Origin of the sequence: Mycobacterium sp. pR1184 (assembly GCF_041287235.1) — a bacterium.
In the GTDB taxonomy this organism is placed as follows: Bacteria; Actinomycetota; Actinomycetes; order Mycobacteriales; family Mycobacteriaceae; genus Mycobacterium.
The window spans coordinates 73,845-93,492 of record NZ_JBGGKR010000005.1 but is presented as its reverse complement, the minus strand read 5'-3'; the positions used below and the strand labels follow the sequence as shown (position 1 = coordinate 93,492).

General features: G+C 65.0%; 17 protein-coding genes. 8 read left to right on the top strand and 9 right to left on the bottom strand.

The window, feature by feature from the left end:
- The 5 genes from ACAG21_RS10670 to ACAG21_RS10650 are packed head-to-tail and all read right to left on the bottom strand — an operon-like array spanning position 1 to position 5,639.
- Positions 1 to 417: a Zn-ribbon domain-containing OB-fold protein gene (locus tag ACAG21_RS10670; RefSeq protein WP_370496008.1), complete on the bottom strand. Its 417-nt coding sequence runs from the start codon at positions 415 to 417 to the stop codon at positions 1 to 3.
- Positions 414 to 1,574 (bottom strand): thiolase family protein, encoded by a 1,161-nt coding sequence (locus ACAG21_RS10665; RefSeq protein ID WP_370496007.1) that lies wholly within the window; start codon positions 1,572 to 1,574, stop codon positions 414 to 416. Before ACAG21_RS10665 ends, ACAG21_RS10670 begins: the two co-directional genes overlap by 4 nt.
- A 24-nt stretch (positions 1,575 to 1,598) precedes the next feature.
- Complete coding sequence (locus tag ACAG21_RS10660; protein WP_370496006.1) at positions 1,599 to 1,940, bottom strand: hypothetical protein; 342 nt, start codon at positions 1,938 to 1,940, stop codon at positions 1,599 to 1,601.
- A 1-nt stretch (position 1,941) separates the two neighbouring features.
- Entirely contained in the window at positions 1,942 to 4,281 is a 2,340-nt protein-coding gene (locus tag ACAG21_RS10655) for a CoA transferase (protein ID WP_370496305.1), read from the bottom strand.
- A gap of 2 nt (positions 4,282 to 4,283) precedes the next feature.
- Positions 4,284 to 5,639 carry an amidohydrolase family protein gene (locus ACAG21_RS10650; RefSeq protein WP_370496005.1) on the bottom strand — a complete coding sequence of 452 codons (1,356 nt, stop codon included), beginning with the start codon at positions 5,637 to 5,639 and terminating at the stop codon, positions 4,284 to 4,286.
- 262 nt (positions 5,640 to 5,901) lie between these two features.
- Between ACAG21_RS10650 and ACAG21_RS10645 the strand changes: the two genes are divergently transcribed.
- Entirely contained in the window at positions 5,902 to 6,879 is a 978-nt protein-coding gene (locus ACAG21_RS10645; RefSeq protein ID WP_370496003.1) for a LacI family DNA-binding transcriptional regulator, read from the top strand.
- A gap of 51 nt (positions 6,880 to 6,930) precedes the next feature.
- Entirely contained in the window at positions 6,931 to 7,761 is an 831-nt protein-coding gene (locus ACAG21_RS10640) for an amidohydrolase (RefSeq protein ID WP_370496002.1), read from the top strand.
- A gap of 2 nt (positions 7,762 to 7,763) precedes the next feature.
- Here the strand turns inward: ACAG21_RS10640 and ACAG21_RS10635 are convergent, their stop codons facing one another.
- Positions 7,764 to 8,360, bottom strand: a complete 597-nt coding sequence (locus ACAG21_RS10635; protein ID WP_370496001.1) for a TetR family transcriptional regulator — start codon at positions 8,358 to 8,360, stop codon at positions 7,764 to 7,766.
- A 312-nt stretch (positions 8,361 to 8,672) separates the two neighbouring features.
- On the opposite strand from ACAG21_RS10635, the gene ACAG21_RS10630 reads away from it, so the two are divergent.
- The 3 genes from ACAG21_RS10630 to ACAG21_RS10620 all read left to right on the top strand — a co-directional run bounded on the left by ACAG21_RS10630 (position 8,673) and on the right by ACAG21_RS10620 (position 12,349).
- Positions 8,673 to 10,016, top strand: coding sequence for an acetamidase/formamidase family protein (locus ACAG21_RS10630; protein ID WP_370496000.1), 1,344 nt, complete (start codon positions 8,673 to 8,675; stop codon positions 10,014 to 10,016).
- Positions 10,017 to 10,079: 63 nt separating this feature from the next.
- Complete coding sequence (locus tag ACAG21_RS10625; RefSeq protein ID WP_370495998.1) at positions 10,080 to 11,180, top strand: DUF1214 domain-containing protein; 1,101 nt, start codon at positions 10,080 to 10,082, stop codon at positions 11,178 to 11,180.
- A complete protein-coding gene (locus ACAG21_RS10620) occupies positions 11,177 to 12,349 on the top strand; it encodes a sulfotransferase (RefSeq protein ID WP_370495997.1) in 1,173 nt (390 codons plus the stop codon). The genes ACAG21_RS10625 and ACAG21_RS10620 overlap by 4 nt, the downstream gene beginning before the upstream one ends.
- A gap of 77 nt (positions 12,350 to 12,426) precedes the next feature.
- Here ACAG21_RS10620 and ACAG21_RS10615 read toward each other — a convergent pair whose 3' ends face one another.
- From ACAG21_RS10615 to ACAG21_RS10605, 3 genes are read right to left on the bottom strand one after another with little or no spacing between them, the layout of a single operon-like run.
- A complete protein-coding gene (locus ACAG21_RS10615; RefSeq protein ID WP_370496304.1) occupies positions 12,427 to 12,843 on the bottom strand; it encodes a Zn-ribbon domain-containing OB-fold protein in 417 nt (138 codons plus the stop codon).
- Positions 12,844 to 14,052 carry a thiolase family protein gene (locus tag ACAG21_RS10610; protein ID WP_370495996.1) on the bottom strand — a complete coding sequence of 403 codons (1,209 nt, stop codon included), beginning with the start codon at positions 14,050 to 14,052 and terminating at the stop codon, positions 12,844 to 12,846.
- A 22-nt stretch (positions 14,053 to 14,074) separates the two neighbouring features.
- Positions 14,075 to 16,300 carry an acyl-CoA dehydrogenase gene (locus ACAG21_RS10605; protein WP_370495995.1) on the bottom strand — a complete coding sequence of 742 codons (2,226 nt, stop codon included), beginning with the start codon at positions 16,298 to 16,300 and terminating at the stop codon, positions 14,075 to 14,077.
- Between the two features lie 181 nt (positions 16,301 to 16,481).
- Here ACAG21_RS10605 and ACAG21_RS10600 point away from each other — a divergent pair, with 181 nt between their 5' ends.
- The 3 genes from ACAG21_RS10600 to oxlT all read left to right on the top strand — a co-directional run bounded on the left by ACAG21_RS10600 (position 16,482) and on the right by oxlT (position 19,630).
- Positions 16,482 to 17,081, top strand: coding sequence for a TetR/AcrR family transcriptional regulator (locus tag ACAG21_RS10600; protein ID WP_370495994.1), 600 nt, complete (start codon positions 16,482 to 16,484; stop codon positions 17,079 to 17,081).
- A 410-nt stretch (positions 17,082 to 17,491) separates the two neighbouring features.
- Positions 17,492 to 17,872 (top strand): hypothetical protein, encoded by a 381-nt coding sequence (locus ACAG21_RS10595; RefSeq protein WP_370495993.1) that lies wholly within the window; start codon positions 17,492 to 17,494, stop codon positions 17,870 to 17,872.
- A gap of 474 nt (positions 17,873 to 18,346) precedes the next feature.
- The gene (gene oxlT / locus ACAG21_RS10590; RefSeq protein WP_370495992.1) at positions 18,347 to 19,630 is read left to right on the top strand and encodes an oxalate/formate MFS antiporter; all 1,284 of its coding nucleotides are present in this window, start codon (positions 18,347 to 18,349) and stop codon (positions 19,628 to 19,630) included.
- The last annotated feature ends 18 nt before the right edge of the window (positions 19,631 to 19,648 follow it).

The following is a 19,648-nucleotide window of genomic DNA, read 5'->3' as shown; positions in this document are numbered from 1 at the left end:
TTACTTCTGGCTGGTGAAGTAGGGCAGCGTCAAGTCCGGGTCCACGACATGGAAGTCCACCCGCACGCGCATACCGATCGCCAGCTCGTCGGGTGAAATCCCGACGAGGTTGGTGAGCATCTGATAGCCCTCGTCGAGCGTGACGATCGCCGGTGCGTAGGGCGGTTCGAACTCGGGCGTGACGGGCCGGGAAACCACTGTCCAGCTGTAGATTTCGCCGGACCCAGCGCTGTTCGCCCAGTGCAATTCGGTCGAGAGACATTGGCGGCAGTGCTCGGTCGGCGGGAAGTTGGCCAGGCCGCACGGCTCGCAGCGCTGATAGCGCAGCTCTCGTGATTGACATCCCTGCCAGAACGGCACGCTGAGGTGGCTGCTCGCGTGCGGCAGCGGACCGGTCTGAGGTTGCAACTCGGTCATCGTGGCTCGTCTGCGACGATCAGCACCGTGGTGAACAAGGCGCCGGCTCCCCCGTTGCTGCAAAACGCGACGTGTGCGTCGGGCACCTGGAGCGCACCGGCCTCACCGCGCAACTGCTGCACGGCGCGGATGGCGCGCTGCATCATTTGCGGATTGGCCCCGGCGTGGCTGAAGGACATCGTTCCTCCATCGGTGGTGATCGGATGGCTGCCGTCAATGGCGATGTGACCGTCGGCGACGAACGGTCCGCCCTCGCCCTCGCCGCAGAAGCCGAAAGCCTCGAGCTGACGGATGATTTCGAACGAGAACGGATCGTAGAGTTCCAGTACGTCGATGTCGTCGGGCCGAATTCCGGCGTGGCGGAACGCGCCTTCGGCCGCGCGTCGCCCCACGACACCATTGACGTGATCGCCGCGCCGCCCGCCGAGATCCCAGGCTGGTGGATGCTGATACGACGGCCCGTGAAAATCCGCGCCGCTGCCCAGTACGTAGATCGGCCGGCTCGCCACATCAACCTTGTCGATGTTCGCCACCACCAGCGCACAGCCGCCCTCTGAGGTGGTGGCGCAGTCGAGCAGGTGAAACGGGTCCGCGATCGGCCGGGATGCGGTGATGTCCTCCGGGGTGAACGGACCACGTTGGTAGTAAACAGCTTCGGGGTTCTGCGACCCGTTGTTGCGGATCGTCGACGCCACGATCGACAGCTGCTCGCGAGTGGTGCCGTAGACGTGCATGTGCCGCCGGGCGATCAGCGCGAACTCGGCGGTGGTGAACATGCCCCACGGCGCGACGAATTCGTTCTCGGGTCTGGTCCATGGCGCCGTCGCCTCGTGGTCGCGGTATTCACCGGCCTGGGCGGCGACCAGGACCACGACGTCGGCCATACCGTGCTCGATCGCGGTGACCGCCTCGGTGATCATGCCGACGCCGAAGGCCAAACCCTGCCACGCCGCGCCGATCCGCAGGTCATAGATCAACGAGGTCGAGTGCGGGCTCGCGCTGATGCCGTCCACGTCGTCGAGGCTCAGGCCGGCGTCGTCGAGTGCACCCAGAATCGCCTTGATAGCCAGCCCGCGCGACGTTTCGCCGTCCAGCCGTCGTCCCTGCCGGGTGTTGTGCACCCCGACGATCGCCGCGGTGCGCTTCGTCGCACTCACCCTTGTTCCATCCGTTACGGCCCTTCAGTTCTCATCCGCTACTACCCCGAGATAGGTTCCCAGGACCTCATATTGCCGACCGTCACGCAGCACCACGCCGATCGTCCGGGTGCGTGGGTCGGCCCCCGGGGTGCCGGCAGCCGCGCCTTCTTCCACGACGTCGATTCGCACGTCGACCGGCCGTGCGGTTTGCGGATCGGTGATCTCGACGACCATGGCCACCGCGCGCTCTTGCTCATCCCACTCCACGCTGGTGATGCGGTGCCGCGCAGTCAGTTCCATCACGACGGAGTCCTGACGCACCAGGAAGCGCACCGGCGCGCAGAGCTCCCCGGCCCGCGGCGGCACGCACAGCGTGACGGCCATGTCACAAGCCCGCCGGACGGACGCTGATCGCGCCCGCCGCACGCAGTTGCGCCAGATCTTCTCCGCTTTTGCCCAGCACGCCGGTCAGCACCTCGGTGGTGTGCTGCCCGTACAACGGGGAACAGCGACGAATCCAGCGCCTCGGCTTCCCGATGAGCGTGAAAGGCATTCCGACACAACGAAACGAGCCGGCCACGGGGTGGTCGACCGTTTCCCAGAATCCGCGCGCAACCAGGTGCGGGTCGCTCAGCAGTGCGGCCGCCTCCGTCACCCGCGCCGCAGGAACCCCTGCGGCGCGCAACGTGGCGACCGCGTCGCCCACCCGGTGGCGCGCGGTCCAATCGGAGAGCAGCTTGTCGATCTCGTCGGCCCGCTCCCGCCAACCGGCCTCCTCCGCTCCGAGCTCGGGCCGGTCGATCAACGTGGCCAGCGCGGCTCGCGCGGCATCGGTCATCGCGGCCAGCGCTACCCATTCATCGTCGCCCTGACAGCGGTACACGCCCTGCGGAGTCGCGCCAGGACCACGATTTCCCGCTCGACGCATCTGAATACCGTTGCGCGAATATTCGAGCAGCATCTCGGCCGCGACGTTGAGCGCCGACTCCACCATCGTGGACTCGACATGCATGCCGATTCCGTCCCGGTCACGAATCACCAGGGCCGCAACGGCTGCGAAGGCGGCATGCAGCCCGGCTATCGGATCGCATACTCCGCGTGGAATCACCGGCGGGCCATCGGCATGCCCCGTCATCCACGCCATCCCGGTCGCCTGCTCCATCGTCTGCGCGAACCCGACGCGGTCGCGCCATGGACCGTCGAGACCGAATGCCGGCATCCGTACCATCACGGCGCGCGGGTTGGCCGCCCGGACCGTATCCCAGTGCAGCCCGAAGTTTTCCATCACCCTCGGGGAGAAATTCTCGATCACCAGATCGCTTGCCGCGATTAGCTGCAACGCCAGCTCACGACCTGCGTCGGTGCTGAGCTCGACACTGATACCGCGCTTATTGTTGTTGCTGCACAAGAAGACTGGACCCCACTCCCACCACTGGTCCCAATCGGGTGGGCGGCCCGCGGAGAACCGCATGCCGTCGGGGCGACGAACGCCCTCGAGTTTGATCACGTCGGCGCCCAGTGCTCCGAGAAATTGGGTGGCCACCGGCCCGGCCCAAAATGCGGTGAAGTCGGTGATCCGGATGTCGGCCAGCGGAAGGGCGTCGGGACGACTGGCTTTCGGACGGGCGGGCCGCGGCGACCAGTGCACGCGGCCGTTGTCGGCGCCCAGCAGCGGTGCCGGCCCGGGTGCCCGCGTCGCGATGGCGTCGCTGCGGTAGGGCACCCGCGGCTGCAGCACGCCAGACTCGGATTCGACGAACACGCCCCGCTCGACGAAGTGGTCGACGGCCGACAGGGTGGCGGGACTACCGATGGGCGCCACCGGGATTCGGAACGCTACCGCGAGGTCGACGATCTCCTGCGTGGTCCGAGTCTGGGTCCACTCGGTCACCATGCGCAGGAACTCGTCGCGGCGCTCGACTCGACCGACGAACGATGCCAGCTCGGCATCATCGACCAGATCAGCGCGCTCGATCATGATCAGGAAATCCTGGAACTGCTGGGCGGTGATCGTGCAGAACCCGACATTGCCGTCGGCAGTGGGAACGATCGACGGGAGTTCCAGACTGCGTTGGTGCAGCAGGGAATCCGCGCCCAGGACGCTGGCCGACATCGCCGACAGCCCACCCATCGCGATCGCCATCGCCTCGTAGGTCGAGACGTCGATGACTTCGCCGTCGCCGCCCCGCGCGGCGTGCCGGGCCGCCGCGGCTGCGACCGGAGCGGCGAACGACGCCGCCAGCCACTCTCCGAGCCGTCCGCCCGCCTGTACCGGTTCGTCGCCCGGCCAGCCTCTACCGGAGGTCGAGCCGCACAACGCTTGCAGGATGAACTCGTTAGCGACAAGTTGGTCGTCGACGTAGGGGCCCGTCGTTCCGAACGGCGTCACAGCGACGACCACCGCCGACGGGCCGGTGTGCGCGGTGATGTCGTCGAGCGTCCAGCCGTCGGTCAGGTCGGTGAGGACGACGTCGGCACCGGCCAGCAGCGCGGCGATCTCGGCGTCGTCGTGGCGCACCACCGATTTCTTGCCCGCGGCCAGGTAGCCGAACAATGCCCCCGGCGGTCCGCCGGCAGACCAGCCCCGCATCGAATCGCCTTGTGGGGATTCGATCTTCACTACCTCGGCGCCGGCGTCGGCGAACATCTTGGCGCAGTAGGAGACGGCGATCCCGTTGGACAGCTCCAGCACCCGCCAATCGCTGAACGGTGCCCGGGCCGCCACGCTCAATTGCCCAGCGTGGTCGCGCGGCCGGCGATGCCGGCGGCTTCGGCCGTCACCGGGACCTGCGCCGAGGCCTGGGCTTGCAGCGCGAATTGCGTCATACGAGTCCAGGCGTCACGGTCACGCTGGCTGGCCTGACGCCCGACATGGGTGACCACGTCGACGTCGGTGGCCTGTGCGCGCAGCTGGCCGGCCCGGGCGCGCTCCTTCGGAATGTGCTGGAACGGGTCGAAAGAATAAGCGGCCATAGCGTTTTCGTGGGTGATCTTGTTGATCACCGCGTCGTCGAGGTGACCCATCGTCTCGATGACGTCTTCGGGCGCGAACGGCCAGTTGCTGTCGGAATGCGGGAAGTCGGATTCCCAGCACAGCATGTCCGCGTTGAACCACTCCATGTTGTGCACACCGACCTTGTCGCTGATGAAGCAGGTGTAGAAGTGCCGCTTGAACACGTCTATGGGTCCGCTGTAGCCGGGCGGAAACTTTGCCAGCGTCCAGCCCGAGTGACGGTTGTAGACATGCTCGGCGCGCCACAGGAAGTACGGGATCCAGCCGACATCACCCTCGGTGAGCGAGAATTTCAATTGCGGGAAGTCGGCCCAGAATTCGGCCCAGATCAGCTCGGTGAAAGTGAACATGCTCATCATTGACGAAGCCGTCATCTGGACACTGGGCGGCGCGTCCGTCGACACCTGCGGTGACCGCGACGCGGAGCCGACGTGGGTGCACAGCACCGTTTTGTTCTCGCACACAGCCTCGAACAGCGGATACCAGTATTTGGTGTGAATGCTCGGCATTTGCAACGCTTCTGGATTCTCCGAGAACGTCACCGCGTGACATCCTTTGTCCGCCAGGCGCTTGACTTCCTTGGCCGACTCAGCCACGTCGTACAGGGGGAGAATTCCACACGGGATGAACCGCCCGGGGTAGGCCGCGCACCATTCGTCGACGTGCCAGTCGTTGTAGGCCTTGATCATCACGAGGTTGACGTCGCGGTCGGGGCCCTGGTTGAGGACCTGGCCGGAGAAACCGGTGAAGTTCGGGAAGTTCAGCCCCGCCAGCTGCCCGCCGGCGTTCATGTCGCGGACCCGCTCGTCGACGTTGAAGCAGCCGGGCCGCATCTCGTCATAGCGTGAGGCGTCGATGTTGTACATCTCGCGGGGCTTGCCGGCGACGGCGTTCAGGCCCATGTTTCGCCCGCGCACCTCGCCGTAGTACCACTGCTGGATGCCGTCGGGCTCCACGACCACCCGTGGAGCGAGGTCTTTGTACTTCGCCGGAACGTGCGCGTCGAACATGTCCGCCGGCTCGGCGATATGGTCATCCACACTGATCAGGATCAGGTCGTCTTTATTCATGTCGCACTCCTTGAATACAGCGACTAGTAGACAATGATATCGGTCACACCGTCAACGCCGGGCGTTGCTTCCGCCGGGGCGTCAAAATCCCGCAGTAGCGGTAATATACCGCCGATACGCGGACAGGCAGCCGTTTACTCACCAGGTGGCCCGAAACGGACTAATAGTCCGTTTCTATTTGGCGTCTGGCGTGGTCTGGGATGGTCGGATCGTGGTTGCCGCTCGTCGCCGCATGCCACCATGAGTCATGGTTGGGCCCGAGGTGAACGCGAATAAGGTGGTGCGGCCCACCAACGCTGACGTGGCGCGGTTGGCCAGCGTGTCGACCGCGACGGTCAGCTATGTCCTCAACAATGCTGCGGGCCGCCGAATCTCGGCTCAGACCCGCGAGGCAGTCCAACGCGCCGCCGAGCTATTGGGCTACCGGCCCAACCTGGCCGCGCGCAACCTCGCTCGGGGCAGGAGCGGCGTGGTGCTCTACATCGTGCCGTATGTAGCCGTGGGCGACATGCCGATGCAAGCCGGCAGCCGAATGACCACCGAGCTGGCGCGCCTGGGCCTGCTTCAGGTGCAGATCTTCGAGACCGAGGACGATCAGCATGTCGTCGATGCGATCGAGAACCTGGACCCGATCGCGGTCACCAGCCTGTTCCCGCTCAGCGCTGCCGCCGCCCGCGCGGTCAAAGCCGCCGGCATACCCAACATCGAGATGGGGACACTGCCCGCACTCGGCGAGCCGCACCTCGCCATCGGGGAGATGCGCGTCGAACATCTCGTGTCGCGTGGCCACCGGAGGATCGCGTTCGCCTACACCGCAATTCAGCGATGGCGGGCGCTTGGCGACTATTGGATCGAGGGTGTCGTGCGGGCAGCCAAGTCGCGGGACTTGCCGCGAGTGGCCGTCGCCGAGGTGACGGTGGATAACGCCGCGGATGTGGTCAGGGGTTGGGTGGGCGACGGCGTCACAGCGGTGTGCGCGCAGAGCGACGAAATCGCCTGCCTCGTCTTGCATGGCATTCATGAAGCGGGACTGCGCTGCCCGGGCGATCTCGCCGTCATCGGCGTCGACGCCAGTCCGATGGGTATGGTGAGCAGCCCGCCGCTGACCACCGTACGGTTCGACCCGCGCGCCGTCGCCGACTTCGCGCTGGCCGCACTCCTCGAACGGTTGGGATACCCCCCGCCGCCCGCCGGCGAGCCCACCGACATCGCCCGCCTGATCGTGCGTTCCTCGACCTAGCACCGCACTGGCATACTCCCGTCTGAGCGCACGCCGCAGAGGAGCGATCCGATGGACATCGTTGACGCCCAGGTCCACGCCAACATGCTCGGCACCGAGGTCACGCTGGCGATCATGGACGCCCTGGGCATTGCGGGCGTGCTGTTCGACGAGTTCGACACGTTTACCGACGAGGGATTGCAGCCGGGCTATCGACTGGCCAACGGCGCCTTTCGATGTGTGGGACCGAATGCCGAAGCGGCGTCGATACGTCATCCCGAGCGTTTCGCCTTCCTGATGCGAGTGGATCCGACCGACCCGGGCATCGAATCTTGGATTGAAACGCTGACTGCCGCACCCGGATTCAAGGCCCTGCGCACCACGATCTTCACTCCGGCCGAAGCTGCGGTGTTCGAGCAGGGCGGTCACGATCGGTTACTGAAAGCCGCCGGTTCGCACAGCCTGCCGGTGTTCGTCACGTGTCCCGGCACGGTGGCGCACCTGACGCAATATGTGCAGCGCTTTCCCGACGTGCAATTCGTCATCGATCACTGCGGCGCCGCTTTCGATGCCCCACCCGGCCAAGCGAGCATTGACGACGCGATCGCGATGGCGAGCTACGCCAACGTGGCCTACAAATGGGCGCACGCACCGTCATTGTTGTCGACCGAGCCCTACCCCTTCGGCGACCTCGAACCGAAGCTGCGCCGCGTGATCGATGCCTTCGGAGCCGAGCGGGTGATGTGGGCCAGCGACTACACCATGACCCGGCACCGCGCCACCTGGGCCGAGAACCTGTTCAGCATCCGCGACTCCTCGTCGCTGTCGCAGGACGAGAAGACCTGGATTCTCGGTGGATCGGCCCGTAGGATTCTCAAATGGCCAGCGCCGCAAGCTAATTAACGTCAGGCGATCACGATCGCGGCCAGGCCGTCCCGCACCCGGTCGGGCAATGATCCCCCGTCACTGAGCCAGTCGTCCAGTGCGATGCGGACCGCCGCCATCGCCAGCGCACCGATCAGTCGGGGCCTGGGGTCTTGGGGTGCCAGCTCGGGTAGCCGGGGCGCGATCAGGTCGGCGATCGCCGCTTCATAGCGCACGTAGATGCGTCCATGCGTCCATGCCTCCAGGGTTTCCGACGAGCGGGTCAGGGTGGCCAACTCGCGCACCTGGTCCTCGATCTCGGCGAAGCCCTTCCCGAGGTCACCGAAGGCGCCGGCGACGGCTTCCACGGCACTGCGTCCCGCGGGTTGGGCGGCCAGGGCGGTGATGATCCGATCCAGCCAATGGGTGTTCATGCCCTCCGCGACGGCATCTTCCTTGGAGTTGAAATAGCGGAAGAACGTTGCCCGCCCGATCTCGGCCATGTCGGCAATGTCGTCTACGGTCGCCCCGGCCAGCCCGCGGCTGATCACCAGTTGCGCGGCGGCCGTGGCGATACGCTGCCGTGTCGCCGTGCGCTTTTGCTCCGCAAGGGACATCGACGAAGACGCCGCAGACATTCAACCACCATATCCGGGTAAATCGACTGGTTGCTCGAGCCGTCCATGGCGGGGGTTTCGCCGACGGTGCTGCAGGTCCGCCGGCCGCAGTGACATCACACACCGCATCCGGCTCGATCCAAATTATCGTAACCGAGTATTAATTTGTCTGGAACATTGTGATGGCATTTATACCTCGTCACCGAAGTCGTTGTGTAGCAGCATCATCGATGCGAATGGCCCTCATCACGAATTCGTATTGGACCGTAATTATTCCGGGCTGCGAAGATCCGTTGAACATGTCGGCCAACGCGATATCCCTGGAGACCAACGATGGATCAAAGCTCTATGCAGAGTGCACGTGACACCATCGTCGACGGTGTTGGTCGACGCGATTTCGTCAGGGCCGTCGCCGCAATCGATGCCGGTGTCGGCGTAGCGGGTATCGCAGCCGGTTGCGCCAAAACCGGTTCGGCGGCTGCGACTTTCAGTGCCACTCAGGTTCTGCAGCCAGGCGAGGGCGATATCAGGGGCAACCACTACCTGCAGTCCACGCCCGACCAGGTGCTCTGGGGCTATGTCCCCAACGTGCATGCCAAACCGGTGCTGCAAATGAAGTCGGGGGAAACGCTCACGGTCGACGCCGTCTCGCACGAGGGCATCCTGGAGGATCAGGGGCGAAATCCCGTCGCGTACTTCGGGTCAAAGGGCGTCCACCAATCCGAGGTCCTCACCGACGCCATCGCGATCGCCGTGGAATATCGGCGCACCCCAAGGAATTTCGACAAGGACGGTCCCCACGTGGTCACCGGTCCGGTGTTCGTCGAAGGAGCGCAGCCTGGAGACGTGCTCAAGATCGAGACGCTGGAGGCGACGCCACGAGTGCCTTACGGCGTCGTCTCGAGTCGGCACGGCAAAGGAGCATTGGCCAGCACGACGGACGGAAAGGCACCCGCGGGAATCACCCTGGCAGAAGTGATGCCGCCGGTAGGCGACGATCACCGACCCAACGCCGACCCGACGAAATACGGCGACTCCTTCACGTTCACGTCCATCGAAGACGGCCATGGCGTGATGCGCTATGGCAAAGCGTCGGTGCGATTTCCGCTCAACCCGTTCATGGGCATGATGGGTGTCGCCTTCTCTCAGGATTCGGATCTCACCGCGGCAAGCGCGAATTCGATACCGCCGACCCTGGGTGGGGGCAACATTGACATCCGGTTGCTGGGCGTGGGCTCCACTTTCTACCTACCAGTGTTTGCCGAAGGCGCACTGTTTTACGTCGGTGACCCCCACCACGCGATGGGCAACGGCGAGGTCGCGCTCACCGCGATGGAAGGATCGCTGCGAGGAACCTTTCGGCTTACGGTGTGCAAACCGAAATCCGGTGATGCGCCGTCGGTGGCCTACCGCTACCCCTTCGCCGAGACCGCCGATCTCTGGGTGCCCATCGGGCTCTCCGATCCCGATGCCAGCGTCAACGGCCAGATCAATGATCTCAACGTGGCGATGCGCCGGGCGGTCGTCAATGCACTGGACTTTCTCGAGTCCGACAAGGGTATGGATCGGGCCACCGCATACGCCTACCTGTCCGCCGCGGCCGACTTCTGCGTCTCGCAGGTGGTCGACCGCACTGTCGGGGTGCACGCACAAATCGACAAGTCGCACTTCAGGTAGGCCGCGCCGGCAATTCGGGTGAATCCTTGTTCAGGAGGCTGACCATAGTCCTAGCATGAGACTATGTCTCATAATCCGGCAGCGTCGCCGACCGATCATGCGCCGCAAGCGCGCGCCGCGTGGCAGTTCTTTCAGCAGATGATCAGCGACGTCACCAAGATCGTGACCGAGGACGCCGAGACCGAGCGCGAGCTTCTCGAGGGGTTGCGGGTGATCGCCCGGGTGTCGTCGCTGTGTTCCCAGATGGCCGTCGAGGCCGACACCGCACGCCCGGCGTTCTTCGATATGTGTTCGGACACCCGGATGATCGGCGGGCCCAATCCCGACGGCAACTATTTCCTGGCGATGATCCGCGGCGATCGGCGCTATCGGATCACCGGTACCCGCGGCACGACGACCTACCTCGGCTTCCAGATCTTGGCGGGCACCGGCCTGACCCCTCGGCGAATGTCGAACTACCTCGGCGACACCAACCTGGAGCTCAACTCCGGGCAGTTCGCCCTGGTGCTGTCCGCCGACGAGCCGGCCGACCTCGGGGGTGCGCAGTGGATCCAGATACCGGATGACGCGTCGTCGGTCGTGGTCCGCGAGTACATCGCCGATCGCGACGCCGAAGAGCTCGCCACGATGCGCATCGAGGCACTCGACCCCGATCCGGTGGGCGTGCTGTCCGATGATGAACTGGCCGAACAGTTCACCGCGATGGCGTGGTCGCTGATGAAGCTGACCACGCTGCACCGCACGATCAAGCCGGAGTTGCTGCAGCAGCCGAACACACTGCTGACCGCCGAGGCCGCCGATCTGGGTGCGGCCGACACGACGCCGGACAACCTGTACATGATGGGCACCTACCGGCTCGACCCCGGCCAGGCGCTGGTACTCGACATCGAGCCTCCCGACACCCGGTACTGGAACGTCACGCTGGAAAGCGTTTGGCACGAGTGCTTCGAGCCGCGTCGCCGGCACAGTTCGGTGACGAATCGCGGGGTGCGCCCGGATGCCGACGGGCGGGTGCGTATCGCGATCTCCGCGCAGGACTTGGGATTTGGGCATTGGCTCGACACCGGTGGCCGGCATCGCGGCTTCGTGGTCCTGCGCTGGCTGGACAATCCCACCCCGCCCGACGTGTTGGTGTCGGTGCGCGAGGCCGGAGAGCAGGCATGACGTTGCAGGAGCGATTCAACCCGGACAACCTGATCGCCGCCGCCTGCGAACAGGCCGGCTGTGACGACTTCGGTGCCGACGGTTGGCAGCCCGGGCTGCAGCTTCTCGCCGACGGACTGATCAACGAGGCGCGACTGTCGGCGATCGGCGTGGAGGTCGCCTACCTGGACATCATCCGCGCTCTGACCAACCGGCTGGGCGTGACCGCGTGGCGCAAAGAGCACCCCGAAATCGCCGCCGAGCCAATCACTTCGCCAATCTTCATCGTCGGCCAGCCCCGCACCGGAACCACCATCCTCTACGACCTGCTGGCCCAGGACCCCGAGTTGCGGGCACCGTTGACGTGGGAGGTGGACGCGCCCTGCCCGGTTCCGCAACCCGAGACGTATCACACCGATCCGCGGATCGCGCAGACGCAGGCCACGATCGAGATGTCCGAGCAGATCATCCCCGGTTTCCTGGCGTTTCACCCGATGGGTGCGCTCGTCGGCCAGGAGTGTGTGCGCATCACGGCCAGCGAATTCACCAGCATGATCTTCCCCGTGCAGTACCGCCTGCCGAGCTACGCCCACTGGCTGATGTACGAGGCGGACCACACCGGGGCCTACCGCTTCCATCGAATGTTCCTGCAGCACCTACAGTCTGGCGTCTGCGGGCAGTGGCTGCTGAAGTCGCCGGCACACCTGTGGCAGCTGGACAAGCTGATGGCCGAATACCCCGACGCGCTGGTCGTGCAGACGCACCGCGATCCGCTCAACGTCATCTCGTCGATCGCCGCGCTGACCAATCACCTGCGGCGGATGGGCAGCGACGAAACGAATACCGCCGAGTGCGCGGCGCAGTCGTACGAGGAAATCGTCGTCGGCCTCGAGCGCGGGATGGCGATGCGCGACAAGGGCGTTGTGCCCGAGGGCCGGATGATCGACGTTCAGTTCACGGATTTCGTCAAGGACCCGTGGCGCACGATCGGCGACATCTATCAGAAGCTCGGCCGCGAGCTCAAGCCCGAGGCCGAACAGAAGATGCGCGACTTCCTGGCCGCCCACCCCGGTGACGGCGGGCGCGGGCGCTACACCTGGTCCGACACCGGCCTGGACGCCGACGAAGTGCGGGAGCGGGTGCGCGATTACCAGGAGCGCTACGACGTGCCGACCGAGGAGCTGAAGTAGCTTTCGCCGAGTGTGACGCTGGCGTCACGTTGGGCGTCGAGTGTGGCGCTAGCGTCACGCTCGACGATGAGCGCGCGCTACTCCGGGGCGGGCTCGTAGCGCAGCATCGTGACGTCGTGCTCGGGATAGTCGAAGAACACCGGGCGCACCCGCATGCCGACGTTGAGATCCACCGGATCGACATTGACCATCTCGGTGGAAAACCTTGGGCCTTCGTCCCATTCGACGATGGCGAGCAGCTGCGGAACGGCGTCGGCGAAATGCGGGCTGACGGGCCGGTGCGCCACGGTGAACGAATACAACGTCCCCATGCCGGAAATCTCGCGCCATTCCAGGTCGTCGGCCAGCGTGCGCGGCGCGCGTACCCGCGGATAGAACACGTAGCTGTCCGACGACGGCGAGTACTGAATCGCGATGCGGTGCTGGGCCAGCGCGTCCCAAAACGGCGCGGTGGTAGGCGTTTTGACGGGCATCGGGCGGTCGAACTTCATCAGTCAGTCCCCTTGCAGGATGAGCGTCGTCTGCTCGGACAGGATTCCGCCGTTGCCGGACACGAAGGCCCGGTTGCAGTCGGCGACCTGCGCCGCGCCCGCGCGGCCCATGATCTGGCGGGTGGCGTCGCAGACGTGGTGCATGCCGCCGGCCAATCCCGCTTGGCCGAAGCCGAGTTGACCGCCAGCGGTGTTGAGTGGAAAGTCGCCCCGGAAGGTCAGGTCGTGGTTGGCGACGAACTCCATCCCGGTGCCCTTCTCGCAGAAGCCCGCGTCTTCCAGCGACAGCAGCACGGTGATCGTGTAACAGTCGTAGATCGACACCATGTCCATCTGCTCACGGGTCAGATCGGTCATCGCGAATGCGGTGTCCGCGGCCGCGGCGATCGGCGTCGACAGCAGATCCTCGGCGTAGGTAGGTGTCTTGAACGGCACGTGCTCGCCAAATCCCCTGATCCACACCGGGCGATTGCGTGAACGTCTGGCGAGATCGGCGTTGGCCACGACCACCGCAGCGCCCCCGACACACGGCATGACGATCTCGAGCATGTGCAGCGGGTCGGCGATCACCGGGCTGGCCAGCACGTCCTCGACCGTGAGCGGCTTGTCCTTCCAGATCGCGCCGTCGGTGTGGTTGGCGTTGGTGCGGGTATCGACGACGATCTTGGCCATCGCCCGCTCGTCGTAGCCGTAGATCGCCGCATATCGCTGGGCCACCTGGCCATACGGCCCGTTCTGCCCGAGGTTCCCGTACGGAATCTCGAATTCAGCTTGTGGAGAGCCGTATTGGTTGCTCGACGACCCGAAGAACATGGCATCGACCATCGGTCGGGGCTTCTGCTTCGACGTCGGCGTGATGTAGCGAGCCGGCAATGCGCACAGCACGGCGTCGCAGATTCCGAGCTCGACAGCCGCGGCCGCCCGCCACACCATGGCCGCGGCGCTGGCTCCCCCGAGATCGACATGCTCGGCGAATCGTGCACCCACGCCGAGGTATTCGGCGATCGTGGAGGGGACGAAGATCTCCGACTCGGCCAGGTGAGAGGCGACGATCCCGTTGACGACCTCACCTGGTAATCCCGCGTCGTCCAGTGCCGCGGCGGACAGCTCGGCCCACTGCTCAAGGACGAAGGGCGCCGGTGACGCCTTGTTCAGCCGCTCGGGAGGCAGTTCGACGTAGCCGACGATCGCGGCTTCTCCGCGTAATCCCATGGCGTGTCCTTATTTTCGGAGTTTACTTGCGCGGCAGGCCCAGAATCATCTGCGCGATGATGTTCAGCTGGATCTCCCTCGTCCCGCCACCGATCAGCTCGGCCGGCAGATGCAGGTAGGGCTCGACAACCGCGGCATCGTCGTCGTCGACCATTGCGACCTGCCCGGTCAGCTGCAGGGTCGCCTGGAAGGTCCGCCGCAGCAGTACGTTCATCGCGACCTTGGCGATGCTGGACGCCGGGCCGGAGGCCTGGCCGTCGAGCAGCCGGATCGTTTCGCGCACCCCGAGTGCCCGGATGGCGTTGGTGTAGGCGTCAAGCTCACCGAGCTCGCGCAGCGCGTCGTCACGGTCCGGCCCGGGTTGCGATGCGAGGCGGCGCAGCGCTATGGCCCGGTCGAATTTGACGTATCCACTGATGGCCGAACGCTCTTCGGCCATCGTGGCTATCGCGAGGCTCCAGCCGTCGGTGGGACCACCCAGCAGCATCTCGTCGGGGATGAAGACGTCGTTGAGAAAGACCTCGTTGAAGTGTGCCTGCCCGGTGGCCGTCTTGATGGGCTGGATTTCGATGCCGGGCGAGCGCATATCGAGGAGGAAGTAGCCGATCCCACGGTGCTTACTGGCCTCGGGGTCGGTGCGCGCCAACAGGGCACCCAAGTCGGCGTATTGTGCCAACGACGTCCAGATCTTGTGGCCGTTGATCCGCCAGCCGCCATCGACCTTGGTCGCCCTGGTGGCCAATGATGCGAGGTCGGAGCCGGCTCCCGGCTCGCTGAACAGCTGGCACCAATGGATATCCCCGCGCTGGGTCGCCGGTATCAACCGCTCCTGCAAGTCTTTTGAACCGGCAGCCAGAACCGACGGCAGAATCCATTCGGCAATGTTCAGCGACGGCCGCACCAGTCCCGGTCGCTTGGCGAATTCTTCGTCGATGATGAGCTGCTTGAGGGGGTCCGCGTCGACGCCCCACGGCGCCGGCCAGTGGGGCGCCATCAGACCGGCGTCGGCGATCAGCGTGCGCTGTGGGCCGGAGGCCTGGTCCTCGTAGTCGCCGTGCGGGGCCGGTTTGTCGTTGCGCAGCTGCATCGCGGCATCAAGCGTCTCGGCGACCCAGCGGCGGAATTCGGCTTCCGCATCACCGAGATTGACCGACATGTCGCGGGTCTGGGTGCAGGTGGCCTCGCCCAGCCGTCTCGCCCAGCGGTTCGCGGGTCCGATCGATCCGGCCAGGCTGATGGCCCGCCGCCAGTACAGGTGCATGTCGTGTTCCCAGGTGAAACCGATCGCACCGAGCATCGTCAACGCGTCGAGCACCAGGTCCGGCACCGGCGAGACAGCTATCGTCGCCGCCCCCGCCGCCGCAAGCCGGTGCTGCTCGAGTGACTCGTCCGCGGCCCGAACCGCGTCCCAGGCCGCCGCGGTGGCCAGCTCGCTGTTGACCAACAACATTGCGGCGCTGTGCTGTAACGCCTGGAAAGTGCCGATCACCTTGCCGAACTGCTCCCGGGTGCGCAGGTGCGCGGTGACGGCATCCACGCACCACTGGGTGATGCCCGCCGTCGTGCAGGCCACCAGCGCCACCGCCAGGCAGGACGCGCGCTCGGCGTCGATTCCGGTCAGAAGATCGGACTGCGCGACCCGGTAATCGGCAAGGCGCAGCACCCCGACATCGATGACGAGGTCAGTACCGGGCATGTATTCGACTGTCGCAGTCGGCCTTTCGGCGTCAACCACCACCCAGATGACCTGATCACCGGCGCCACGCGCGCCGACGAGGATAGCCCGTGCGACACCCATGCCGGCGGTGACCTTCGAACCGCCGGTCAGCAGCCATCCGTCGCCGTCGGCGTCGGCCTGAATATCGGCATTGTCGGGCAGCACGATGGCGGCCGGCGCGCCGGATGCCAGCTCACGCAGCAGTGACTCGGCGGCTGGAGTCGGATCCGCCAGGAGCGCAACGGCTCCCGTCGTGACGGTCGGCAGCAGCGGCCCGGGCAGCAGCGCCTTGGCCGCCGACTCCAGGACGCATGCGGCGTCGATCAGCCGCCCGCCCTGGCCACCGATATTCTCCGGAAGATGCACGGCGTGAAACCCGTTCGCCACCAATGCGTCCCACCATTTGGGAAGCTGACCGGATGCCAGGGCGTCGAATTGGTCTCGTGTCGAGGCGATCGGTGCGTGCCGGGTGGCGAACTGGCCGACGGCTTCGCTGAGATCCTGCTGCTCGGGGGTCAGTCCCAGGGTCATGACCGCGGCCGCGCAGTGGCGAACATGGGCTTCGGCCGCACCGGCTGATATCCTTCCGTCTTACAAGACGAACCGTCTCGTCTTGTGGAAGATTACCGGGGCGGGTCCAGATCTGCAAAGCGACCCCGGGCCCGTGGCCCGCGGCGAGGACGGCGGGGACCTGAAAAACGAGGATCATCAGATGCCAACCGATCTCACGCAGGCGAGTCCACCGGCCGGCTCACCACGACGCCGCAGCGAGAAGTCGCGGACGGCCATCGTCACCGCCACGCGTGAACTCCTTCTCGAACGCGGATTCGACGGCTTGACGATCGAGGCGGTCGCCGCGCGCGCCGGGGTAGGCAAGCAGACGATCTATCGGTGGTGGCCCAGCCGTCCGGCGCTGGTGGCCGACGTCATGCTCGAAGACGCCGACAAGATCCTGGCGTCCGTCGACCACACCGACGACCTCGCCGCCGACCTGCTCGGTTGGGTGCGCAAGCTGACCTCGACGCTGACGACGGAGCGCGGTTCAGCGATGCTGCGGACGCTGACCGTCGCCTGCATGGAGCACGAGGAAACCGCGGTCAAGTTGCGCGCCGGCTTCAGTTTGCCGCTGCACGACAGTGTGCGGACCCGGCTGTTGGCCGACGGCATCGATGCGGCCACCGCGGAGTCGGCGGCCGATGCCATTGTCGGCGGCGTGGTTTATCCGATCCTCTCGGATGCCCGGCAGTATTCGCGGCGCCGAGCGGAATTGACCACGCAAATCATCGTCGAGTCCTTGAAACGCAAACGCTGAACACGCCGGATTGGGCGATGGAGATCGGCGCCGCAATTCGGCACTGAGTGCCTCAGTGAATAGTTAGATTAGCGAGGCATCTCACGGGCCGTCCGCGCAATTAACGGTTGCGCATAAGCGTTGCGCATCACGCCCGTGGTGGCCGCGAAAGTGGCTGGCATAGAGCATCATCTATACGGATTATCGGTATCACCGATTCGAATTGGACCTCGATCCGGCCGGGTGTAAAGATCCGTTGAGTACCTCGATCGGACGACAATCCAGGAGCCCAGCAATGGATCTGTCCATTCAGCGGGTGTGGAACTCGCGAACTGCTGCGCCGAGCAACTGCATCGCCGATTGCCGCGGCGCTCACGGTGGTAGTCACGCGGCTACCCCAAACCCGGCGCGAGCGAATTAAGGTTCGGAGTATGACCAACCGGCCGAGTCCGTGGGGGAATGAGCGAGCGAAACTCTCGCGTCAGTTGGACATGCGCGGTGAGGAGCTCGGGCGCCGGCATGCGCGGCGGCTTTGCCATCGCTTCGCGCGCGTCGGCGTCGAAACTTCGCCGGCCCGCTTGCGAGCGATGCTGGCCGGCGCACCGTGCGCGGCGAGTGAAGAGGCCAATCTCCGATTCGCATTGATCGCGGCCGAACTCGACCGCGAGGCCCGCACCGCGAAGTACCGCCAGATGAGACGCGAGGGCGCGCGATCGTTACTGATCGCCGGCATGACGCTGCTCGCACTGAATTTCCTGCTGTGCGCGGCCTACGCCCTGCTGAACCTGGCCCAACAGTCCTCGCCGTACTAGAGAACTCGGGTCCCGCTGTTCGTTGAGACGCTGCCGGCACAGTCGGGCGGGTTGGTAACTGAGTTTCAACCCACAGCGTCGCGGCGATGATCGCGCATTCAGACACGTGAATCGCGCTGAATCCCTTGGTTAACAACTCCGGCGCATGTCGGCTTTGCGGTACAGACGACACCCGCTCGCGCAGCGTCTGGGCTTATTGTCTGTTGTCCCGCACCGATATACGGAATCTATCGAAGGTTCTCTCGCATCCCGTGTTTGCTAATTTTGTTGTGTAGCAACAGATGTCGGATCAGCGAATCGTCCTGTGATTGAGTGTTAATCCGCCGGTTACTATCGGTGCGGGTTCGGTAACACGCGAAATCTACTGTTAGCACATCATATTGGACGCCGCGCTGATTCGTGCTGGCTGAAACCTGCTTGCAACCAACGTCGTTCAGATCGCGTCGAGCACGCTAACTAGATGGAAGAACCACATTGATTACGCACACGGACGCATTACACGGCACGGCCGCACCCGTAGCGCCGACCATCGCGCGGACCCGCTGGCTTCAGCTTGGTCTTGGCCTTGTTTGCATGATGGCGATATCGAGTCCGCAGTATGTGTGGACGCTAATGACCAAGCCGCTAGGCGCCAAGCTCGGCATTGCCTTGCCCGAATTGCAGGTTACCTTCTCGATTCTGGTGGTGTTGCAGGCCTTCTTCTCGCCACTCCAGGGCGCGCTGATCGACCGCTTCAGGCCGCGTCTGCTGATCTCAGTCGGCACGCTGCTGGCGGGCGCGAGCTGGATGCTGGCTTCCTACGCGCATACGGTGCCAATGCTGTATCTCACCTATGGCGGTGTCGGGGGCCTCGGCACGGGCATTGTCTATGTCGGCGTGGTCGGACTGATGGTCCGGTGGTTTCCCGATCGACGCGGTTTCGCCACCGGTGTGGTAGCGGCCGGCTACGGGATGGGCGCGATTCTGACGACCTTTCCGATTACCTCGTCGCTGGCTACGCGAGGCGTGGAGTCGACGTTGTGGCTGTTCGGTATCGTCTTCGCCGCCGTCGGGTTCATTGCCGCGCAAGGGTTGCGCATGCCACCGTTGGACCTAGGGCCTAGCGTGTCGAGCGTCCAAATGCCCGTCACTTCGCGCGATTATCGACCGTCCGAGATGCTCAAGCGGCCGCTCTTCTGGTTGATGTTCCTGATGATGACAATGATGGCCACCTCGGGCCTGATGGTCACATCGCAGATGGCGACCTTCGCGTCCGACTTCGGTGTAAGCAAGGTCTTGGTGTTCGGGCTTGCGGCTTTGCCGCTGGCCTTAACGATCGACCGTTTCACGAATGGCCTGACGCGGCCGTTGTTCGGTTGGGTGTCGGATCGACTGGGCCGCGAAAACACCATGGGGTTTGCCTTTGCGCTGGAGGCCGTTGCGATGACGCTCTGGTTGCTCACGCGAGACGACGCGGTGCTGTTCGTGCTCCTCTCAGGTGTGGTGTTCTTCGGATGGGGCGAGATCTTCTCGTTGTTCCCGTCCACCTTGACCGATACCTTCGGAACTCGTTACGCCACGGCGAACTACGGGTGGCTTTATATCTCGTTTGGGATTGGTTCCATCTTCGGCGGTCCGCTCGCCGCGCTGCTGCATCAGCAAGCTAGGAGCTGGATTCCGGTATTCGGGTGTGCGATTGGCCTTGATGTGGCAACCGCAGCGCTCGCCGTCTTCGTGTTGAAGCCAGCGCGTAAACGTTTCTTCGGCACCGTGCGCTGAGAAGGCTTCGGTCAGGCA